Raw genomic sequence first — 14,592 nt, 5'->3', positions numbered from 1 at the left:
CATCAGTGGAAGCGGGACGAATTCCCGTTAACCGAAGTAGTCGCTGAGCTGGGCGAATGTGAGGGTTCCGGGCGCGCACTGGCGGTGCGCCCGTGGTGAGGAAGAGGAACAGCAAGCTATGCCGATTGCTTCAGATCTCGGGGCCGACCCGGTGCCCGAATACGGTGCATGGCGCAAGGGTGTTGCCGGAGTGCTGGCGAAGGCCCGCCGCGTCGAGGTCAGCGAACTTCCCGAGGAGCCCGAGCGGCTGCTCGACGAGACCACCTACGACGGGCTGACCATCGCCCCGCTCTACACCCGGCGCGACGAGCTGCCGGAACAGCCGCTGCCGGGAACCTTCCCCTTTGTGCGCGGCCGGGACGCCACCCGCGATGTGCACCGGGGCTGGTTCGTCAGCGCGCAGGTCGCCCAGCGCGACGCCGCCGCGGCCAACCGGGAGATCCTGGCCGGACTGGAGAACGGGATCAGCGCCGTCTGGCTCGGCGCGGGCGAACGCGGCGTGCCGGTGCCGGACCTGCCCGCCGCGCTGAACGGCCTGCTGTTCGAATTGGCCCCGCTCACGCTGGATGCGGGCAGCGACGTCGCCGACGCGGCGGCGCAAGTGTTCGCGGTGCTCGACGCCTACCCCGCCCCCGCCCGTGAGGACATCCGGATCGCCCTGGGCGCCGCTCCCTTGACCAGCCGTTTCGCCGATCTGGCCGATGTGGGTCTCGCCGAGGCCGTCGCACTGGCCGGACGGGCGGCGGGGCGGCCGGAAACAGTCCGCGCGATCACCGTGGACGGCAGGGTCTTCCACGACGCGGGCGCGTCCGATGCTCAGGAACTGGGCGCGGCCGTCGCCGCGGGCCTGGCCTACCTGCGGTCGCTGACCGAGAGCCTGGACCTCGCCGACGCGCTGGGCCAGCTGGAATTCCGGTTCGCGGCCACCGACGACCAGTTCGCCACCATCGCAAAATTCCGCGCCGCCAGGCAGCTGTGGGCACGGGTCGCGCAGGTCTGCGGCGCAGCGGATTTCGGCGGCGCGCCGCAGCACGCTGTCACCTCGGCCGCCATGATGAGTCAGCGCGATCCGTGGGTGAACATGCTGCGCACCACGCTCGCCGCCTTCGGCGCGGGCATCGGCGGCGCCGACACCGTGACCGTGCTGCCGTTCGACTCCGCCCTGCCGCCCGGCGAACTCGGCGTCTCGAAGTCGTTCGCCGACCGCATGGCCCGCAACACCCAGCTGCTGCTGCTCGAGGAATCGCATCTCGGCCACGTGCTGGACCCGGGTGCGGGCTCCTGGTACGTCGAGGACCTCACCGCAGCGCTGGCGGCGAAGGCGTGGGACTTCCTCCAGGAAATCGAGGCGGCGGGTGGTTACCTCGCCGCGCTGGAGTCCGGGCTGCTCGCCGAACGCGTCGCCGAGACGAAGACCGCCCGCGACGCCGATGTCGCGCACCGCAAGAACGCCGTCACCGGCGTCAACGAATTCCCGAACCTGGCCGAGCAGCCGCTGTCCGAAGCGGCGCGCCAGGCCGGTCGCGTCGCCCGCTACGGCGCCGCGTTCGAGGAGCTGCGCAACCGCTCCGACGCCTATCTCGCCGCACATGGGACGCGGCCGAAAGCGCTGCTGGTGCCGCTCGGTTCGGTGGCCGAGCACAACGTTCGGGTCACCTTCATCGCGAACCTGCTGGCCTCCGGCGGCATCGAGTCGATCAATCCCGGACCGCTCGCGGTGGACGCGATCGCCGGGTGCGCCACCGACGCCGGGGCGCCGATCGCGGTGCTGTGCGGATCGGATGCGCGCTACGAATCCGAAGCCGGTGCGGCGGTGACGCAACTGCGGGCCGCGGGTGTGGCCACCGTGCTGCTGGCCGGCTCGGCGAAAGCCGTCGCCGATCTGGACGACGCGCAGCGCCCGGACGGATTCCTCGCCGCGCGCATCGACGCCGTCGCCGCCCTGTCCGGCCTGCTGGAGAAGGTGGGAGCCTGATGACTACTCGTGAGATCAAGCACGTGATCGGCAGTTTCGCCGACGTGCCGCTGGCCGAGCGGGCGCCGGAGCCCGCCGCCGTCGACCCGGCGCAGGTGACGGAGTACGTGCGCGCGGCCGCCGCGGCCAACCGGTACGCACCCGATCAGCTGGTGTGGTCGACGCCCGAAGGCATCGACGTGCCGCCGGTGTTCACCAAGGCCGACCGCGACGCGATCGCGGCCGAGGGGTATCCGCTCGACAGCGTGCCCGGCGTGGCGCCGTTCCTGCGCGGGCCGTACCCCACGATGTACGTCAACCAGCCGTGGACCATCCGCCAGTACGCCGGTTTCTCCACCGCCGCGGATTCGAACGCCTTCTACCGCCGCAATCTGCAGGCGGGCCAGAAGGGCCTGTCGGTCGCGTTCGATCTGGCGACCCATCGCGGCTACGACTCCGATCACCCGCGGGTGCAAGGTGACGTCGGCATGGCAGGCGTGGCCATCGACTCCATCCTGGACATGCGCCAGCTGTTCGACCACATCCCGCTGGACCAGGTCAGCGTCTCGATGACGATGAACGGCGCGGTGCTGCCGATCCTGGCGCTCTACGTCGTCGCCGCCGAAGAGCAGGGCGTCGCGTCCGAGCAGTTGGCCGGAACCATTCAGAACGACATTCTGAAGGAGTTCATGGTCCGCAACACCTACATCTACCCGCCGAAGCCCTCGATGCGGATCATTTCCGACATCTTCGCCTACACCAGCGCGAAGATGCCGAAGTTCAACTCGATCTCCATCTCCGGTTACCACATCCAGGAGGCCGGCGCGACCGCCGACCTGGAGCTGGCCTACACCCTCGCCGACGGCGTCGAGTACATCCGCGCCGGCATCGACGCGGGCATGGAGGTCGACGAATTCGCGCCGCGGCTGTCGTTCTTCTGGGCGATCGGCATGAACTTCTTCATGGAGGTCGCCAAGCTGCGCGCCGGGCGTCTGCTGTGGAGCGAGCTGGTCGCGAAGTTCAACCCGAAGAGCGCGAAATCGTTGTCGCTGCGCACGCATTCGCAGACCTCCGGTTGGTCGCTCACCGCACAGGACGCCTACAACAACGTCGCGCGCACCTGCATCGAGGCGATGGCCGCCACCCAGGGCCACACGCAGTCGCTGCACACCAACGCGCTCGACGAGGCGCTGGCGCTGCCCACGGACTTCTCCGCGCGTATCGCCCGCAACACCCAGCTGCTGATCCAGCAGGAGTCCAACACCACCCGCCCGATCGACCCGTGGGGCGGCTCCTACTACGTCGAGTGGCTGACCCACCAGCTGGCCAACCGCGCCCGCGCGCATATCGCGGAGGTCGAGGCGCACGGCGGCATGGCGCAGGCGATCGGCGAGGGCATCCCGAAGCTGCGTATCGAGGAAGCCGCTGCGCGCACCCAGGCGCGTATCGACACCGGTCAGCAGCCGGTGATCGGCGTCAACAAGTACCAGGTCGAGGAGGACCAGCAGGTCGAGGTCCTCAAGGTCGAGAACTCGCGGGTGCGCGCCGAGCAGATCGAGAAGCTGCAACGCCTGCGCGCCGAGCGCGACCCCGACGCGGTGCGCCGGGCGCTGGCCGAATTGACCCGTGCCGCGGCCTCTTCCGAGGGCAGCATGGCGAACAACCTGCTCGCGCTGGCCATCGACGCGGCCAGGGCCAAGGCCACGGTCGGCGAGATCTCCGACGCGCTGGAGCAGGTGTACGGCCGGCACCAGGCGGAGATCCGTACGCTCTCCGGTGTATACCGCGACGAGGCAGGGAAGGTCACCAACATCACCAAGGCGAGCGAGCTGGTCGAGGAATTCGCCGAGGCCGAGGGCCGCAGGCCGCGCATCCTCGTCGCGAAGATGGGTCAGGACGGCCACGACCGGGGCCAGAAGGTGATCGCCACGGCCTTCGCCGACCTCGGCTTCGACGTCGACGTGGGCCCGCTGTTCCAGACCCCGGAAGAGGTGGCGCAGCAGGCGGCCGACAACGACGTGCACGTCGTCGGCGTGTCGTCGCTGGCGGCGGGCCACCTCACGCTGGTGCCCGCGCTGCGGCAGGCGCTGGCCGATGTCGGGCGTCCCGACATCATGGTCATCGTCGGCGGCGTGATCCCGCCCGGTGACTTCGACGAGCTCTATCAGGCGGGCGCGGCGGCGATCTTCCCGCCCGGCACGGTGATCGCGGACGCGGCGATCGACCTGCTGAAGAAGCTCGGCGCCGAACTCGGCCACGAACTCGGCAGCGGCGCCGTGGATTCCGCCGCGACGGAATGAGCGAAGCGGGTTCCGCGGCGCGTCCCACCCGTGTGGCGGCCGCGCGCCGGACCGTCGACGTCGACGCCCTCGCCGCGGCGGTCCGCGCCAACGAGCGGGCCGCCCTGGCGCGGGCGATCACGTTGGTCGAGTCGACCAGGGCCGATCACCGGGCGCTGGCGCAGCAACTGCTGCTGAAGGTTTCGCCGGAGGCGGGCGCGGGCAACGCGCCCTCCAACCGCGTCGGCATCACGGGCGTTCCCGGCGTCGGCAAGTCCACCTTCATCGACGCGCTGGGCATGTACCTGATCGAGCAGGGGCACCGCGTCGCGGTGCTCGCGGTGGATCCGTCCTCGACCAGGACCGGCGGCTCGATCCTCGGCGACAAGACCAGGATGGCGCGGCTGTCGGTGCAACGCGACGCCTACATCCGGCCTTCGCCCACGGCGGGCACGCTCGGCGGTGTGGCCAAGGCGACGCGCGAGACCATCGTGCTGCTGGAAGCGGCGGGCTACGACGTCATCCTCGTGGAGACCGTCGGGGTGGGGCAATCGGAGGTCACCGTCGCGAACATGGTCGACGTGTTCTGCTTCCTGACCCTGGCCCGGACCGGTGACCAGCTGCAAGGCATCAAGAAAGGCGTGCTCGAACTCGCCGACCTGGTCGCGGTGAACAAGGCCGACGGTAAACACGAGGTCGAGGCCCGGTCCGCCGCAGGGGAACTCGCGGGTGCGCTGCGCCTGATCCATCCGCACGACGCGCTGTGGCGGCCGCCGGTGCTGACCATGAGCGGTCTGGAAGGTATCGGGCTGGACCGGTTCTGGGACACGGTGCTCGAACACCGCCGGGTGCTCACCGACGCCGGCGAGTTCGCCGAGAAGCGCCGTCGGCAGCAGGTCGACTGGACCTGGACCATGGTGCACGACCAGTTGCTGCGCAGGCTGGCGGACAACCCGCAGGTGAAAGCCATTCGGACGCAGGTGGAAAAGCAGGTTCGCGACGGCACCCTCACCGCCGCGCTCGCCGCCGAGGAGCTGCTGCGCGCGTTCGACGGACGCTGACGCGCGCATCACGGCCGTAGGGAACGCCGCGCGGTCCGGCAGCGTGCTCGCGGGGCGTCGCCACGCACGTGGGACGCTTCGACCCGCGTGACGCGTTCGAGCGGCGGGCCCGCGACGGATTCGGATTCGATCGACCCGCCGATGGCGCGGTGCGCCTTACCGCTGCTCACCGTGCAAGCGGACCTGCGCTGCCAGCGCGCGGTGATCCGCTCCCGGAAGGCTCACGGTTTCCACCGTGACCGCGCTACCGCCCGCAACGAGGATGTGGTCGATGCCGACGAGAGGTGGCCAGCGCTTGTCGGTGGGATAGGTGACCAGATGTCCTGCCCCGGCCTGCTCGGCGGCGTCGGCGAAGCGGCCGGTGAGCAGCGCGCGGAACTGCCGATGGTCGTAGGTCGCGTTGAAGTCGCCGCCGACGATCGCCGGTCGATCGGCGGGTGATCGGTCGAGAATCGTCCCCAGGCGCGACAATTCGTCGGCCCAGACCCGTGTGTCGTACACCGGCGGCACCGGATGGAAAGCGTAGACCGTGACCGGCCCGATGCCCGGTATGTCGGTGGTCGCCGAGAGCTGGTTCAGCACATAGCCGTCGTACTCGACGGTCTCCGACAGGGGATGGCGGCTCCAGATGCCGGTGCCGGTTGCCGTCCTCCCCGGGGAGAGGTACCGGTACGGCAGCAACCGGTCGATGCCCGCACGGCCGAGATCCTCGATCGCCGCGGGCGTGAGCTCCTCGACGGTGAGCACGGTGACGTCCCGCGCGCGCAGCTGCTCGATCAGCGCTGCCGGATCGGCTCCGTCGAAGAGCAGATTGGCCTGCATCACCGTGATCGTTCGTCCGTTCTCGTGGCCGGAGCGCCCGACGTACAGCGGCGCTTGGGTCCAGATCCCGGTCGCCAGGACGACGACCGCCACCGCCACACCACTCCAGCGCCGCATCGCGAGGAAAGCCGCCGCCGCCACCAGCGCCGAGCCGATCAGATACGGCGCCACCGAAGCCGCCAGCACCGGTACCCGGGCCGAGGAGCCGGTGTAGTGCACGGTGACGCCGATGGCTGCCACGAGGACCGCGATCCACGCCAGCAGGTACACCCCGGCTCGAATCGGTTTCGACAGCGTGCGCGAATACACCGGCCGCACACTACATGCGGCGATCGGGCGGGTGTTCCGGCAGGTGAGCTGCGTCGAGGCGGTTGGCGGTGTCGCCACCGGACGGGCGGCAGGGGCGGAGTTGCCCGCGCTCAGCGCGGTGCTGCCGGCCGGTGGCTGCGGCTGCCGGTCGGCGGGAGGAAGCCGTCACCTGGACCGTGCCGGGCCGGTGGCACGACCCTTGCACGAAACGCCGGATTCCCCGGACGAACTCCACGCATTCGCCGGGCATGTGCGGATCAGCTCGCTCGGTGCCATGCGTGATTCCACGGTCGAACTGCTCGATGAGGCACCCGTCGCGCGGTTCCGGTCAGGTCCCTTACCGGACCGGTCACTCGAGGCCGAACAGCTCCGCGGCGTTGTGGTGGCAGACCCGGCGCAACCAGTCGTCACCGAGATCGAGCCGTTCGAGCGCTTCGATGGAATGACCATAGGAGTGCGGGATGTTCGGGAAGTCGCTGCCGAACAGGATGCGGTCGGCGAAGGCGCGCAACCTACCGTGCTCGCGCGCCGGAAACGGGGCGTCGGCCTCGGAGAAATCCGTCCACACCATCGTGGTGTCCAGCCGCACGTCCGGGTAGTCCTCGGCGAGATCGAGGAACTCCGAGTACTCGGGCGTGCCCATGTGCGCGACGATCAGGCGTAGCCGCGGAAAGCGCCGCAGCACATCGGCAATCGGCTCCGGGCCGGTGTGCGTCCCGGGCGCCGGGCCGGAACCGCAATGGATGACGATCGGAACGCGCGCGTCCTCCAGCAGGCCCCACACCGGGTCCAGCAGCGGGTCGCCCGGATGATAACCGCCGACTTGAACGTGCGCCTTGAAGACGCGCGCTCCACGCTCGGCGGCGTCCCGGACATAGTCGGCCGCCTGCGGCTCGGGGAAGAACGTGGCGGTGTGCAGGCAGTCCGGGGTGCGGGCGGCGAAATCGGCGGTCCATTCGTTGAGCCACGCGGCCATGTCCGGTTTGTGGGGGTATACCAGAGCGGTGAACGCGCGAACGCCGAAGTCCCGCAAGGTCTTCAACCGGACCTGCGCGTCGGCGCGGTAGGTGATCGGCCAGCTGCGGCCGATCAGCGGTCCGGCCGCGTCGAAGTACGCCCACACTTTCCGCATCACCTGGTCGGGCATGAAATGGGTGTGCACGTCGATGATGCCGGGCAGCCCGAGCCCGGTGCGGAAGGACGACAGATAGGTCGCGTCGTCCGCGCCGGTCATCGGACCTCCTGTGCGGCGGGCGGGTGCACGGCTCGCGCGAAGTCGCCGACCCGGGCGATCAGTCGTTCGAAGAACAGCTCGGGGTCGGTGCCGGTCACGATCTCCGCGTTGGGTTCGCGGCCCCACATGCCCGCCCAGTCGGCGACCGTGGTCGCGCGTGTGATGGTGCCCGCCAGCTCCACGTCCACCGTCGCCGGGCGGGTGCGGGCCAGCGCCGGGTCCAGCGCCACCGCGGCCGCGAAAGGATCGTGCATGTGGGCCAGGTAGCCCAAGTCGTAGGCGTGATGGAAATCGAAATAGAACCGCACGGCATCCGTGACGTGCCGGACGATCGGATTACTCGCGTCCGAGCGGGTCCCGGGCGGATCATCCGGCGAGACGACCTCCACCGGGAAACTCTTCGCCCGCTCGGCCAGGCGCGCCAGATGCTCGGGCCGCATCTCGATCGTCTCGGTGATATCCAGCGCACAGACGATGGGCCTGCGCTGTGCGGGTGCGGCGGCGAACGCGTCGAAGACCTCTTTGGCGGCCTCCGGGTCGACGTGCACGTTCCACTCGTTGGTCGGCGTGGTGTTGCCCGGATGATTGAACGCCCCGCCCATGATGACCAAACGGTCCAGCAGCAGCGGCAGCTCCGGTTCGATCCGCAGGGCGAGGGCGAGGTTGGTCAGCGGTCCGGTGCAGAGCCCGACGATCTCGCCGGGATGCGCGCGTACCAGCTCGGCCCACATCCGCGCGGCCGATCGCGCGGAGAGGCGGCGCGCGGACGGGGGGAGCTGGGCGTATCCGATGCCCTGGGGGCCGTGCGTGTCCTCGGTGGTGCGCAGCGGGATGGCCAAGGGATCCGCGGCGCCGAGCGCCACTTCGATCTCCGGTGCGTGGCAGACATCCAGCCAGGCGAGGTTGTTGGCCGCCACCTGGGCCGCCGTGACGTTGCCCGCCGTGGCGGCGATGCCTGCGATCTCGGCCTCGGGCGAGCCGAGCAGGTACAGCAGCGCGAGGGAGTCGTCGATGCCGGTGTCGACGTCCAGGATGATCTTCTGCCGCACGGCACGAGACTAGCGAGCCGGGATGCGGGGGCGACGGCGAGGTGCCGTTGGCTCGGTGGTCGCAGCGGGTTGGACATCTGTCTAGCACATTTGTCTGAGACGTTGTAGCCTGTGGTCATGGGAAATCGCGAGGATCTGCTGGCGGGAGCACGGAAAGTCATCGTCGAGCGTGGCATCGCCAAGGCGACCGCCCGCGACATCGCCTCGGCGGCCGGAGTGAGCCTGGCGGCGATCGGGTATCACTTCGGCTCCAAGGATCAGCTGATCACCGAGGCGCTGGCCGACTCCCTCGGTACCGCGATCGGCGACAACATGGAAGCGAAGATCCGGGAGGGCAGCGGTGTCGCGCCGCTGGCGGCGTTCGCCGCGATGTGGAACGGCATGCCCGCGGTGTTCACCGACAACCGCGACAGCATGCTGGCGAGCCTGGAGAACCTGGTGCGCGTGGCGCGCTCACCGGAGTCGCAGCAATTCTTCGCCCAGAGCCTGCCCGGCGCCTACCAGGACATGGCGGACGCGCTGCGGCAAGCGCATCCCCAGCTCAGCGGCGACCAGGCAGCGGCGATCGCCGAGCTGTATTTCGTGCTCGTCCAGGGTCTCGGCGTCTTGCAGACCATCGCTCCGGAGGCGGACCTCCCGGACGGCGATCGCCTGGCGCAGGCGGTCGCCGCGCTCGCCGGGACCGAGGGTTAGCGCTCGGTCGGCAGCCCACCGGTGGGACGCCGCTGTGCTTCTCGCGGCGTCCCGGCGTGACGATCAGTGCGTCGGCACGGGCCAGGCCGGACGGTCCGCGCCGTAGGCGGGCGCGGGCCAGGCGTAGTCCGGGTACTCGGCGAGCACGGGCGGCGCGGTGACGATCCGGCCGTGCCGGACCGCCACCGCCGGGCTCGGCGCCGCGGCCTTGCCGTGCCGCGGTGTGCGCTCCGGTGCGTCGAGCAGCCAGGAGGCGGTGCGGGCCAGAGCCACTCGCACGTCCCGACCGACGCCGTCGCCGCCGCGCGCGACCAGGGCATCGATCACGCCCGCGGCGAGCAGGTAGCCCGACGCGTGATCCAGCGCTTGCGCGGGCAGCGCCCCCGGCACGGAGGGCGCACCCTCGATGGCCGAGATGCCGGAGGCGGCCTGCACGATGCTGTCGAAGCCGCGACGCTCACCCCACGGACCGGTTTCACCCCATGCGGACACCCGCCCGTGGATCAGCCCGGGACGGGCGGCCGCCCGCACTCCCGCGCGTTCGAGCGCGCCCGGCCGGTACCCGGTGATCAGCACGTCGGCGGCGGCGACCAGGTCATCGATGCCACGGGCGCGCAGGTCGACCAAGGTCGAGCGTTTGCCCTGACAGGTGTCGGCGAATTGCCAGGAGATCTCGGGCAGCTGCGGCGGGTCGACGCGCAGCACCTCGGCGCCGAGCAACGCCAGCGCCCGCGTCGCGACCGGTCCCGCGATCACCCTGGTCAGATCGAGCACGCGCAGTCCTCGTAGCGGGTGCAGTGGCGCCGCGCCTCCGGGCAATCCGGTGTCTCCGCGATCGGCGCGCTCATCGATCGCGACCAACGGACCCGACGCCGCGGCTCGTCCCTCCGGGCTGGCGGACCATTCCTCCTCGGTGCGGACCCGGACGGCGATGGCGCCCTGCGCGGCGGCCTGCTCCTCCAGGTCGGAGGCGCGGATCATGGCCATCTGTGCGACGAGGAGATCGACCGGCGCGGACTCGGGCAGGCCGAGCGTGGCGAACAGCCGGGCCCGGTGGTGCGGATAGTTCGCGTGCGTACGAACCCATCCGTCGAAGGTGGGAAAGAATCCGGACAGGTCGGCGAACGGTGTCGGCCCTCGGCCGTCGATACTCAAGAGGCGCTCGCTGGAGAAGGCCGCGGTGATGCGAGCCGGATCGATGCGATGTGCCACCGGGTGGAGACCGCGCGCGGTCCGCATGCGATTCGCGGCGGTGGTGAGGGCCGCGACCGAGCCGGCGGCCAGCGCCCAGACCGGTAAAGTCGCGGCGAGATTGCTACCCGGATCGGGCGCGGGGGAGATGCGCGAGGCGGTGACACCGATACCGGCCTCGTAGTCCTGGACGAGCCGTGCGTGCGTGTTCACTCGCTTCAGCCTAGTTGCCGGCCTGGAGAAGTCGGGTGTCCTGGTCTCCGCGCAACGGTCCCCGGATGCGGACTGCGTGGCCGTACCCTGACCTCACCTGCGCGGATTCGGCGCGGAGCGAAGCGCGGCCCGCGCGCGGGTACGCGAGGCCTCGCCGCGGCGGGCGATCGCGGGCCGGAGATCGCGCTCGTCCGGATCGGTCGATCGCGGGCGCGCGGGCGGTGACCGCGCGAGCGCGAAGCCGTTGCGCCGCGATTGCGGATGAAGTGCTGCCGAGCCCGCGCCGCTGGAGTGTCCTTTCGCGCGGGAGGGGGCGCGCGTCACATCCGAGTATCCCGGAGCGCGAAAATGGCTGCCGGACCGGTGTTCTCGCCAGTGAGGATAGGTCCGCGCGCTCGACCCGAGAAATTGGCACCACGGCGATCAGCGCGGGACACCGCGCGGATCCGCTGACCAAGTCCGCCGCGTGCGGACGGCGGGGCAGAGCAGGGCCGGCCGCACCGGAACACCGCGCGGCCCGATGTGTGAGGTCGAACGACGATGACCGACGTCTACGCCGGAAGCGCGGAATACACGGTGCCTGTGACCCGGACGAAGAAGACCCGGGCAGCGCGGGAGCGCGTTCCGGTCTTCGGTACCGCAATCTCGGCCGCATCGCCCAGTTGACCGACCAAATCTCCGCTCGGCTGGATGAATTGACCGATTACCGGCGGCGGGTGGGCGAACTCGAGCGGCGGCTCGCGCAGACCGCTCCCGGCCCGTCCTGAACCGTTCGCATCCGTTCGCGCGACCCGGTGCCGTCCGCTCCGCCGGGGCCGGGGATGCTGCATCGGTGCAGGAGATCTTCCGGGCGGCGGGCGTCGAGGGGTGGATCCATGCCCGCTGCGTCCACTGCGGCGCCGAAGCGGGCGCTGGGGCGGACGAGCCGGTGGTGCTGGCCTCGGTGGTGAAAGTGCCCCTGGTCCTGGAGTTCGCCAGGCAAGTGGCGGCGGGACAACTGGACCCCGCCGACCGGATTCGAACCAGGGCGGCGGATCGGCTCGGCGGCGTCGGCACCGCGGGTTGCGCCGACGACGTCGAGCTCAGCCTGCGCGACGCGGCGTACTTCGCCCTGACCATCAGCGACAACACCGCGGCCGACCTGCTGTTCGACCGCGTGGGACTGGACAACGTGCGCTCCCTGCTGCGCGAACTAGGTCTCCCCGCCACGCGGGTCGTGGGTCCGCCGCGCGCGATCGTGCGATCCATGGCCGAGGACATCGGCGCGGCCGACCCGGCCGAGTTCGCCCGCCGGTTCCCCGCGCTGAACGCCGAACAGGTGCTGGGCACCCGGGCGCTGGACCCGCGGCGCACCACCGCGAGCACCCCGCGGGAGATGGTGCGGCTGCTCACCCTGATCGCCGGGGACCAGGCAGGTGCGCCGGAGGCGTGCCGGTGGGTCCGTGACCTGATGCGCCAGCAGGTGAACTGGTATCGGCTCGCCGCCGCGTTCCCGCCGGACGTGCAGGTCTGGGCGAAAACCGGGACGCTGCCCGGGGTGCGCAACGAAGTCGGCGTCGTCGAGTATCCGGACGGGAAGTGTTACGCCGTGGCGGTTTTCACCAGGGCCGCGACGCTGGTGCAGCGGTTGCCCGAGGTGGACCGGGCGATCGGCGCCGCCGCCGTCGAGGCGATCGGCCGCATCGTTCACGGCGCACCGTAGACGACGTTCCACGGCCGTCGCGGCGGGTCGGCGACCGTGCTCGGCCGGGATGCGCCGTCGCCCTGCACGACCGTCACGACCAGTTCGGCCAGCTCGCGTACCAGCGGATGCGCCCCGCCCACCGGCCAGGCCAGCGACAGCCGATGGCTCAGCGCTCCCTCCGGCAGCGGACGCCAGACCACGCGTGGTTCCTTCTGCGCCACCATGCCCTGGTCGAAGGCCACCCCGCGGCCGGAGAGCACCATCCCGAGGACGAATTCCGGATTGCGCGCGTGCTGTACCGAGGACGGACGGAAACCGTGTTCCCAGCACCGGCGCAGCGTGGCGTCGTAGAGTCCTGGCGCGGCGGCCCGCGGGAAGATCACCAAGCCGTGCCCGGCCAAGTCGGCCAGTGCCAGGGCCGACCGTGCGGCCAGTGGCGAATCGCGCGGCAGCACCACGCCCAGCGGCGTCTCCACCACCGGCCCGAGTTCGAGGCCGACCACGTCGACCGGGTGTTGCAGCAAGCCTGCGTCGAGCTGCCGGTCGGCGAGCAGCCGGACCTGCTCGGCGGTGGTCAGCTCCTGGAGATCGACCCGGATGTCCCTGGTCTCGAACGCGGTGAGCAGCGAGGCGAGCACCCGCCCGGCCAGTTCGGGCGGCACACCGATCCGCACCGCGTCCATCTCGCCGCGATGTGCCTTGGCGACCAGCGTTCGCGTCCGTTCCCAGCGGGCGAGCAGGTCCCTCGACTCCGCGAGCAGAATCTGCCCGGCCTCGGTGAGCTCGACCCGGCGGCTGTCGCGGTCGAACAGCCGCGCGCCGAGGTCGGTCTCGAGGCGGCGGATGCGCTGGCTCAGCGGCGGCTGGGCGATGCCGAGGCGTTCGGCGGCCCGCCCGAAATGCAATTCTTCCGCGACGGCGACGAAGTACCGGAGCTGACGCAGCTGGTCCATGCTGCGACGATATCCGTTCCGATATCACCGACCGCGAAGTGCGGTCTTGGACAGGGACGCCGCGCGTGTGGTGTGGTGCCCGCATGAGAGGTTTCGGACGGCGTGAATTCTTCGGCGCGACTGCGGGGGCGGCCGCGCTCACAGGTCTAGTTGCTTGCGGCGCAACGGATTCCACGAACACCGAGGCGACGGCACCGGTACCGGCGGGTGGGTCGTCCGGCGAGGTGACGCTGCGGTGGTGGGGGAACAACAGCTGGGAGATCCGCCTGCCCGGAGGCAAGGTCGTGCTCATCGATCCATGGCTGACCAGGTTCCATACCGGAACCTACACCGCCGAGGGCGCGGACCCGCAGACACCGATCACGGTGGACACCGCGCTGATCGACCGCTACGTCGACGGCGGCGAACTGCGTGCCGATCACATCCTGGTCACCCACGGCCACTACGACCATCTCGCCGACGTGCCGTACCTGGCGAAGAAGACGGGAGCGACGGTGCTCGGCACCGAGACGCACCTGAACCTGATGGCCGCGCTCGGCGCGCCCGAGCAGCAGCTCGCATTGGCCACCGGTGGCGAGTTCCTCCGCTTCGACGGGTACACCATCCGGGTGCTGCGTTCGCTGCACTCCGCGTCGGGGCCGCGCGCCACGGTGGCTTTCGCGGGGACCCGGCCCGGCCTCGGAACCGGTGATCTGCCGCAGCCGAGAGTGATTCGCGATCTGGTCGAGGGCGGCACGCTCGCCTACGAGGTGAGCGGCGGCGGAGTGAGTGTGCTGGACTTCGGCGGCTCGAACTACATCGAGTCGGAAGTGGCGGGCTTGCGCCCGGATGTGCTGCTGCTGCCCGCCGGAGGCGGCAAGATCCAGGATTACGTCGCGCGCCTGCTGCGCGCCACCGGCAATCCGCGCTACGTGCTGCCCACCCATTGGGACGACTTCGATCACCCGCTCACCGAACCCGCGCGCGACTGGGGCGGTCTCGAGCCGCTGCGGGCTGCGGTGGCCGCGGCCGCTCCGCACAGCACCTTCGTCACCGTAGATCATCTGCAGACCTTCACGCCTTGACCGGTCCCCGGTGCGCGCGCACGGATCGTTCGGTGGGTTGTGCGCTCGGGGTGCAGCGACACCCGTGCTGCACATGCCGATTCGGC

Annotated in this window: 11 protein-coding genes; 6 read left to right on the top strand and 5 right to left on the bottom strand. The window is 70.6% G+C overall.

Going from position 1 to position 14,592, the window contains the following annotated elements; genetic code table 11:
- Positions 1–118 precede the first annotated feature (118 nt).
- From ACWEKR_RS19295 to meaB, 3 genes are read left to right on the top strand one after another with little or no spacing between them, the layout of a single operon-like run.
- A complete protein-coding gene (locus tag ACWEKR_RS19295; protein WP_452355627.1) occupies positions 119–1,975 on the top strand; it encodes a methylmalonyl-CoA mutase family protein in 1,857 nt (618 codons plus the stop codon).
- Entirely contained in the window at positions 1,975–4,254 is a 2,280-nt protein-coding gene (gene scpA, locus ACWEKR_RS19290) for a methylmalonyl-CoA mutase (protein WP_452355626.1), read from the top strand. Before ACWEKR_RS19295 ends, scpA begins: the two co-directional genes overlap by 1 nt.
- Positions 4,251–5,294: a methylmalonyl Co-A mutase-associated GTPase MeaB gene (gene meaB, locus ACWEKR_RS19285; protein ID WP_452355625.1), complete on the top strand. Its 1,044-nt coding sequence runs from the start codon at positions 4,251–4,253 to the stop codon at positions 5,292–5,294. Before scpA ends, meaB begins: the two co-directional genes overlap by 4 nt.
- A gap of 156 nt (positions 5,295–5,450) precedes the next feature.
- On the opposite strand, the gene ACWEKR_RS19280 is transcribed toward meaB, so the two are convergent.
- The 3 genes from ACWEKR_RS19280 to ACWEKR_RS19270 form a co-directional block, all read right to left on the bottom strand.
- Positions 5,451–6,425 carry an endonuclease/exonuclease/phosphatase family protein gene (locus ACWEKR_RS19280; RefSeq protein ID WP_452355624.1) on the bottom strand — a complete coding sequence of 325 codons (975 nt, stop codon included), beginning with the start codon at positions 6,423–6,425 and terminating at the stop codon, positions 5,451–5,453.
- A 349-nt stretch (positions 6,426–6,774) separates the two neighbouring features.
- A complete protein-coding gene (locus ACWEKR_RS19275) occupies positions 6,775–7,659 on the bottom strand; it encodes an amidohydrolase family protein (protein WP_452355623.1) in 885 nt (294 codons plus the stop codon).
- Positions 7,656–8,708, bottom strand: coding sequence for a nucleoside hydrolase (locus ACWEKR_RS19270; RefSeq protein WP_452355622.1), 1,053 nt, complete (start codon positions 8,706–8,708; stop codon positions 7,656–7,658). The genes ACWEKR_RS19275 and ACWEKR_RS19270 overlap by 4 nt, the downstream gene beginning before the upstream one ends.
- A 117-nt stretch (positions 8,709–8,825) precedes the next feature.
- Between ACWEKR_RS19270 and ACWEKR_RS19265 the strand changes: the two genes are divergently transcribed.
- Positions 8,826–9,401: a TetR/AcrR family transcriptional regulator gene (locus tag ACWEKR_RS19265; RefSeq protein WP_452355621.1), complete on the top strand. Its 576-nt coding sequence runs from the start codon at positions 8,826–8,828 to the stop codon at positions 9,399–9,401.
- Positions 9,402–9,464: 63 nt separating this feature from the next.
- Here ACWEKR_RS19265 and ACWEKR_RS19260 read toward each other — a convergent pair whose 3' ends face one another.
- Complete coding sequence (locus ACWEKR_RS19260; RefSeq protein ID WP_452355620.1) at positions 9,465–10,805, bottom strand: CoA transferase; 1,341 nt, start codon at positions 10,803–10,805, stop codon at positions 9,465–9,467.
- An 832-nt stretch (positions 10,806–11,637) separates the two neighbouring features.
- Here ACWEKR_RS19260 and ACWEKR_RS19255 point away from each other — a divergent pair.
- Positions 11,638–12,507, top strand: a complete 870-nt coding sequence (locus ACWEKR_RS19255; protein WP_452355619.1) for a serine hydrolase — start codon at positions 11,638–11,640, stop codon at positions 12,505–12,507.
- Here the strand turns inward: ACWEKR_RS19255 and ACWEKR_RS19250 are convergent.
- Positions 12,492–13,442 (bottom strand): LysR family transcriptional regulator, encoded by a 951-nt coding sequence (locus ACWEKR_RS19250; protein ID WP_452355618.1) that lies wholly within the window; start codon positions 13,440–13,442, stop codon positions 12,492–12,494. The genes ACWEKR_RS19255 and ACWEKR_RS19250 overlap by 16 nt on opposite strands.
- Positions 13,443–13,525: 83 nt before the next feature.
- Between ACWEKR_RS19250 and ACWEKR_RS19245 the strand changes: the two genes are divergently transcribed.
- A complete protein-coding gene (locus ACWEKR_RS19245; RefSeq protein WP_452355617.1) occupies positions 13,526–14,506 on the top strand; it encodes an MBL fold metallo-hydrolase in 981 nt (326 codons plus the stop codon).
- Positions 14,507–14,592 lie beyond the last annotated feature (86 nt).

The organism is Nocardia sp. NPDC004573 (assembly GCF_053602135.1).
This window is presented reverse-complemented; position numbering and strand designations above follow the sequence as displayed.

Bases quoted from the DNA above. Each gene is read 5' to 3' on its own strand.
- ACWEKR_RS19265 (WP_452355621.1), top strand. From the start codon at position 8,826: ATGGGAAATCGCGAGGATCTGCTGGCGGGAGCACGGAAAGTCATCGTC.
- meaB (WP_452355625.1), top strand. From the start codon at position 4,251: ATGAGCGAAGCGGGTTCCGCGGCGCGTCCCACCCGTGTGGCGGCCGCG.
- ACWEKR_RS19275 (WP_452355623.1), bottom strand. From the start codon at position 7,659: ATGACCGGCGCGGACGACGCGACCTATCTGTCGTCCTTCCGCACCGGG.
- ACWEKR_RS19295 (WP_452355627.1), top strand. From the start codon at position 119: ATGCCGATTGCTTCAGATCTCGGGGCCGACCCGGTGCCCGAATACGGT.
- scpA (WP_452355626.1), top strand. From the start codon at position 1,975: ATGACTACTCGTGAGATCAAGCACGTGATCGGCAGTTTCGCCGACGTG.
- ACWEKR_RS19250 (WP_452355618.1), bottom strand. From the start codon at position 13,442: ATGGACCAGCTGCGTCAGCTCCGGTACTTCGTCGCCGTCGCGGAAGAA.
- ACWEKR_RS19245 (WP_452355617.1), top strand. From the start codon at position 13,526: ATGAGAGGTTTCGGACGGCGTGAATTCTTCGGCGCGACTGCGGGGGCG.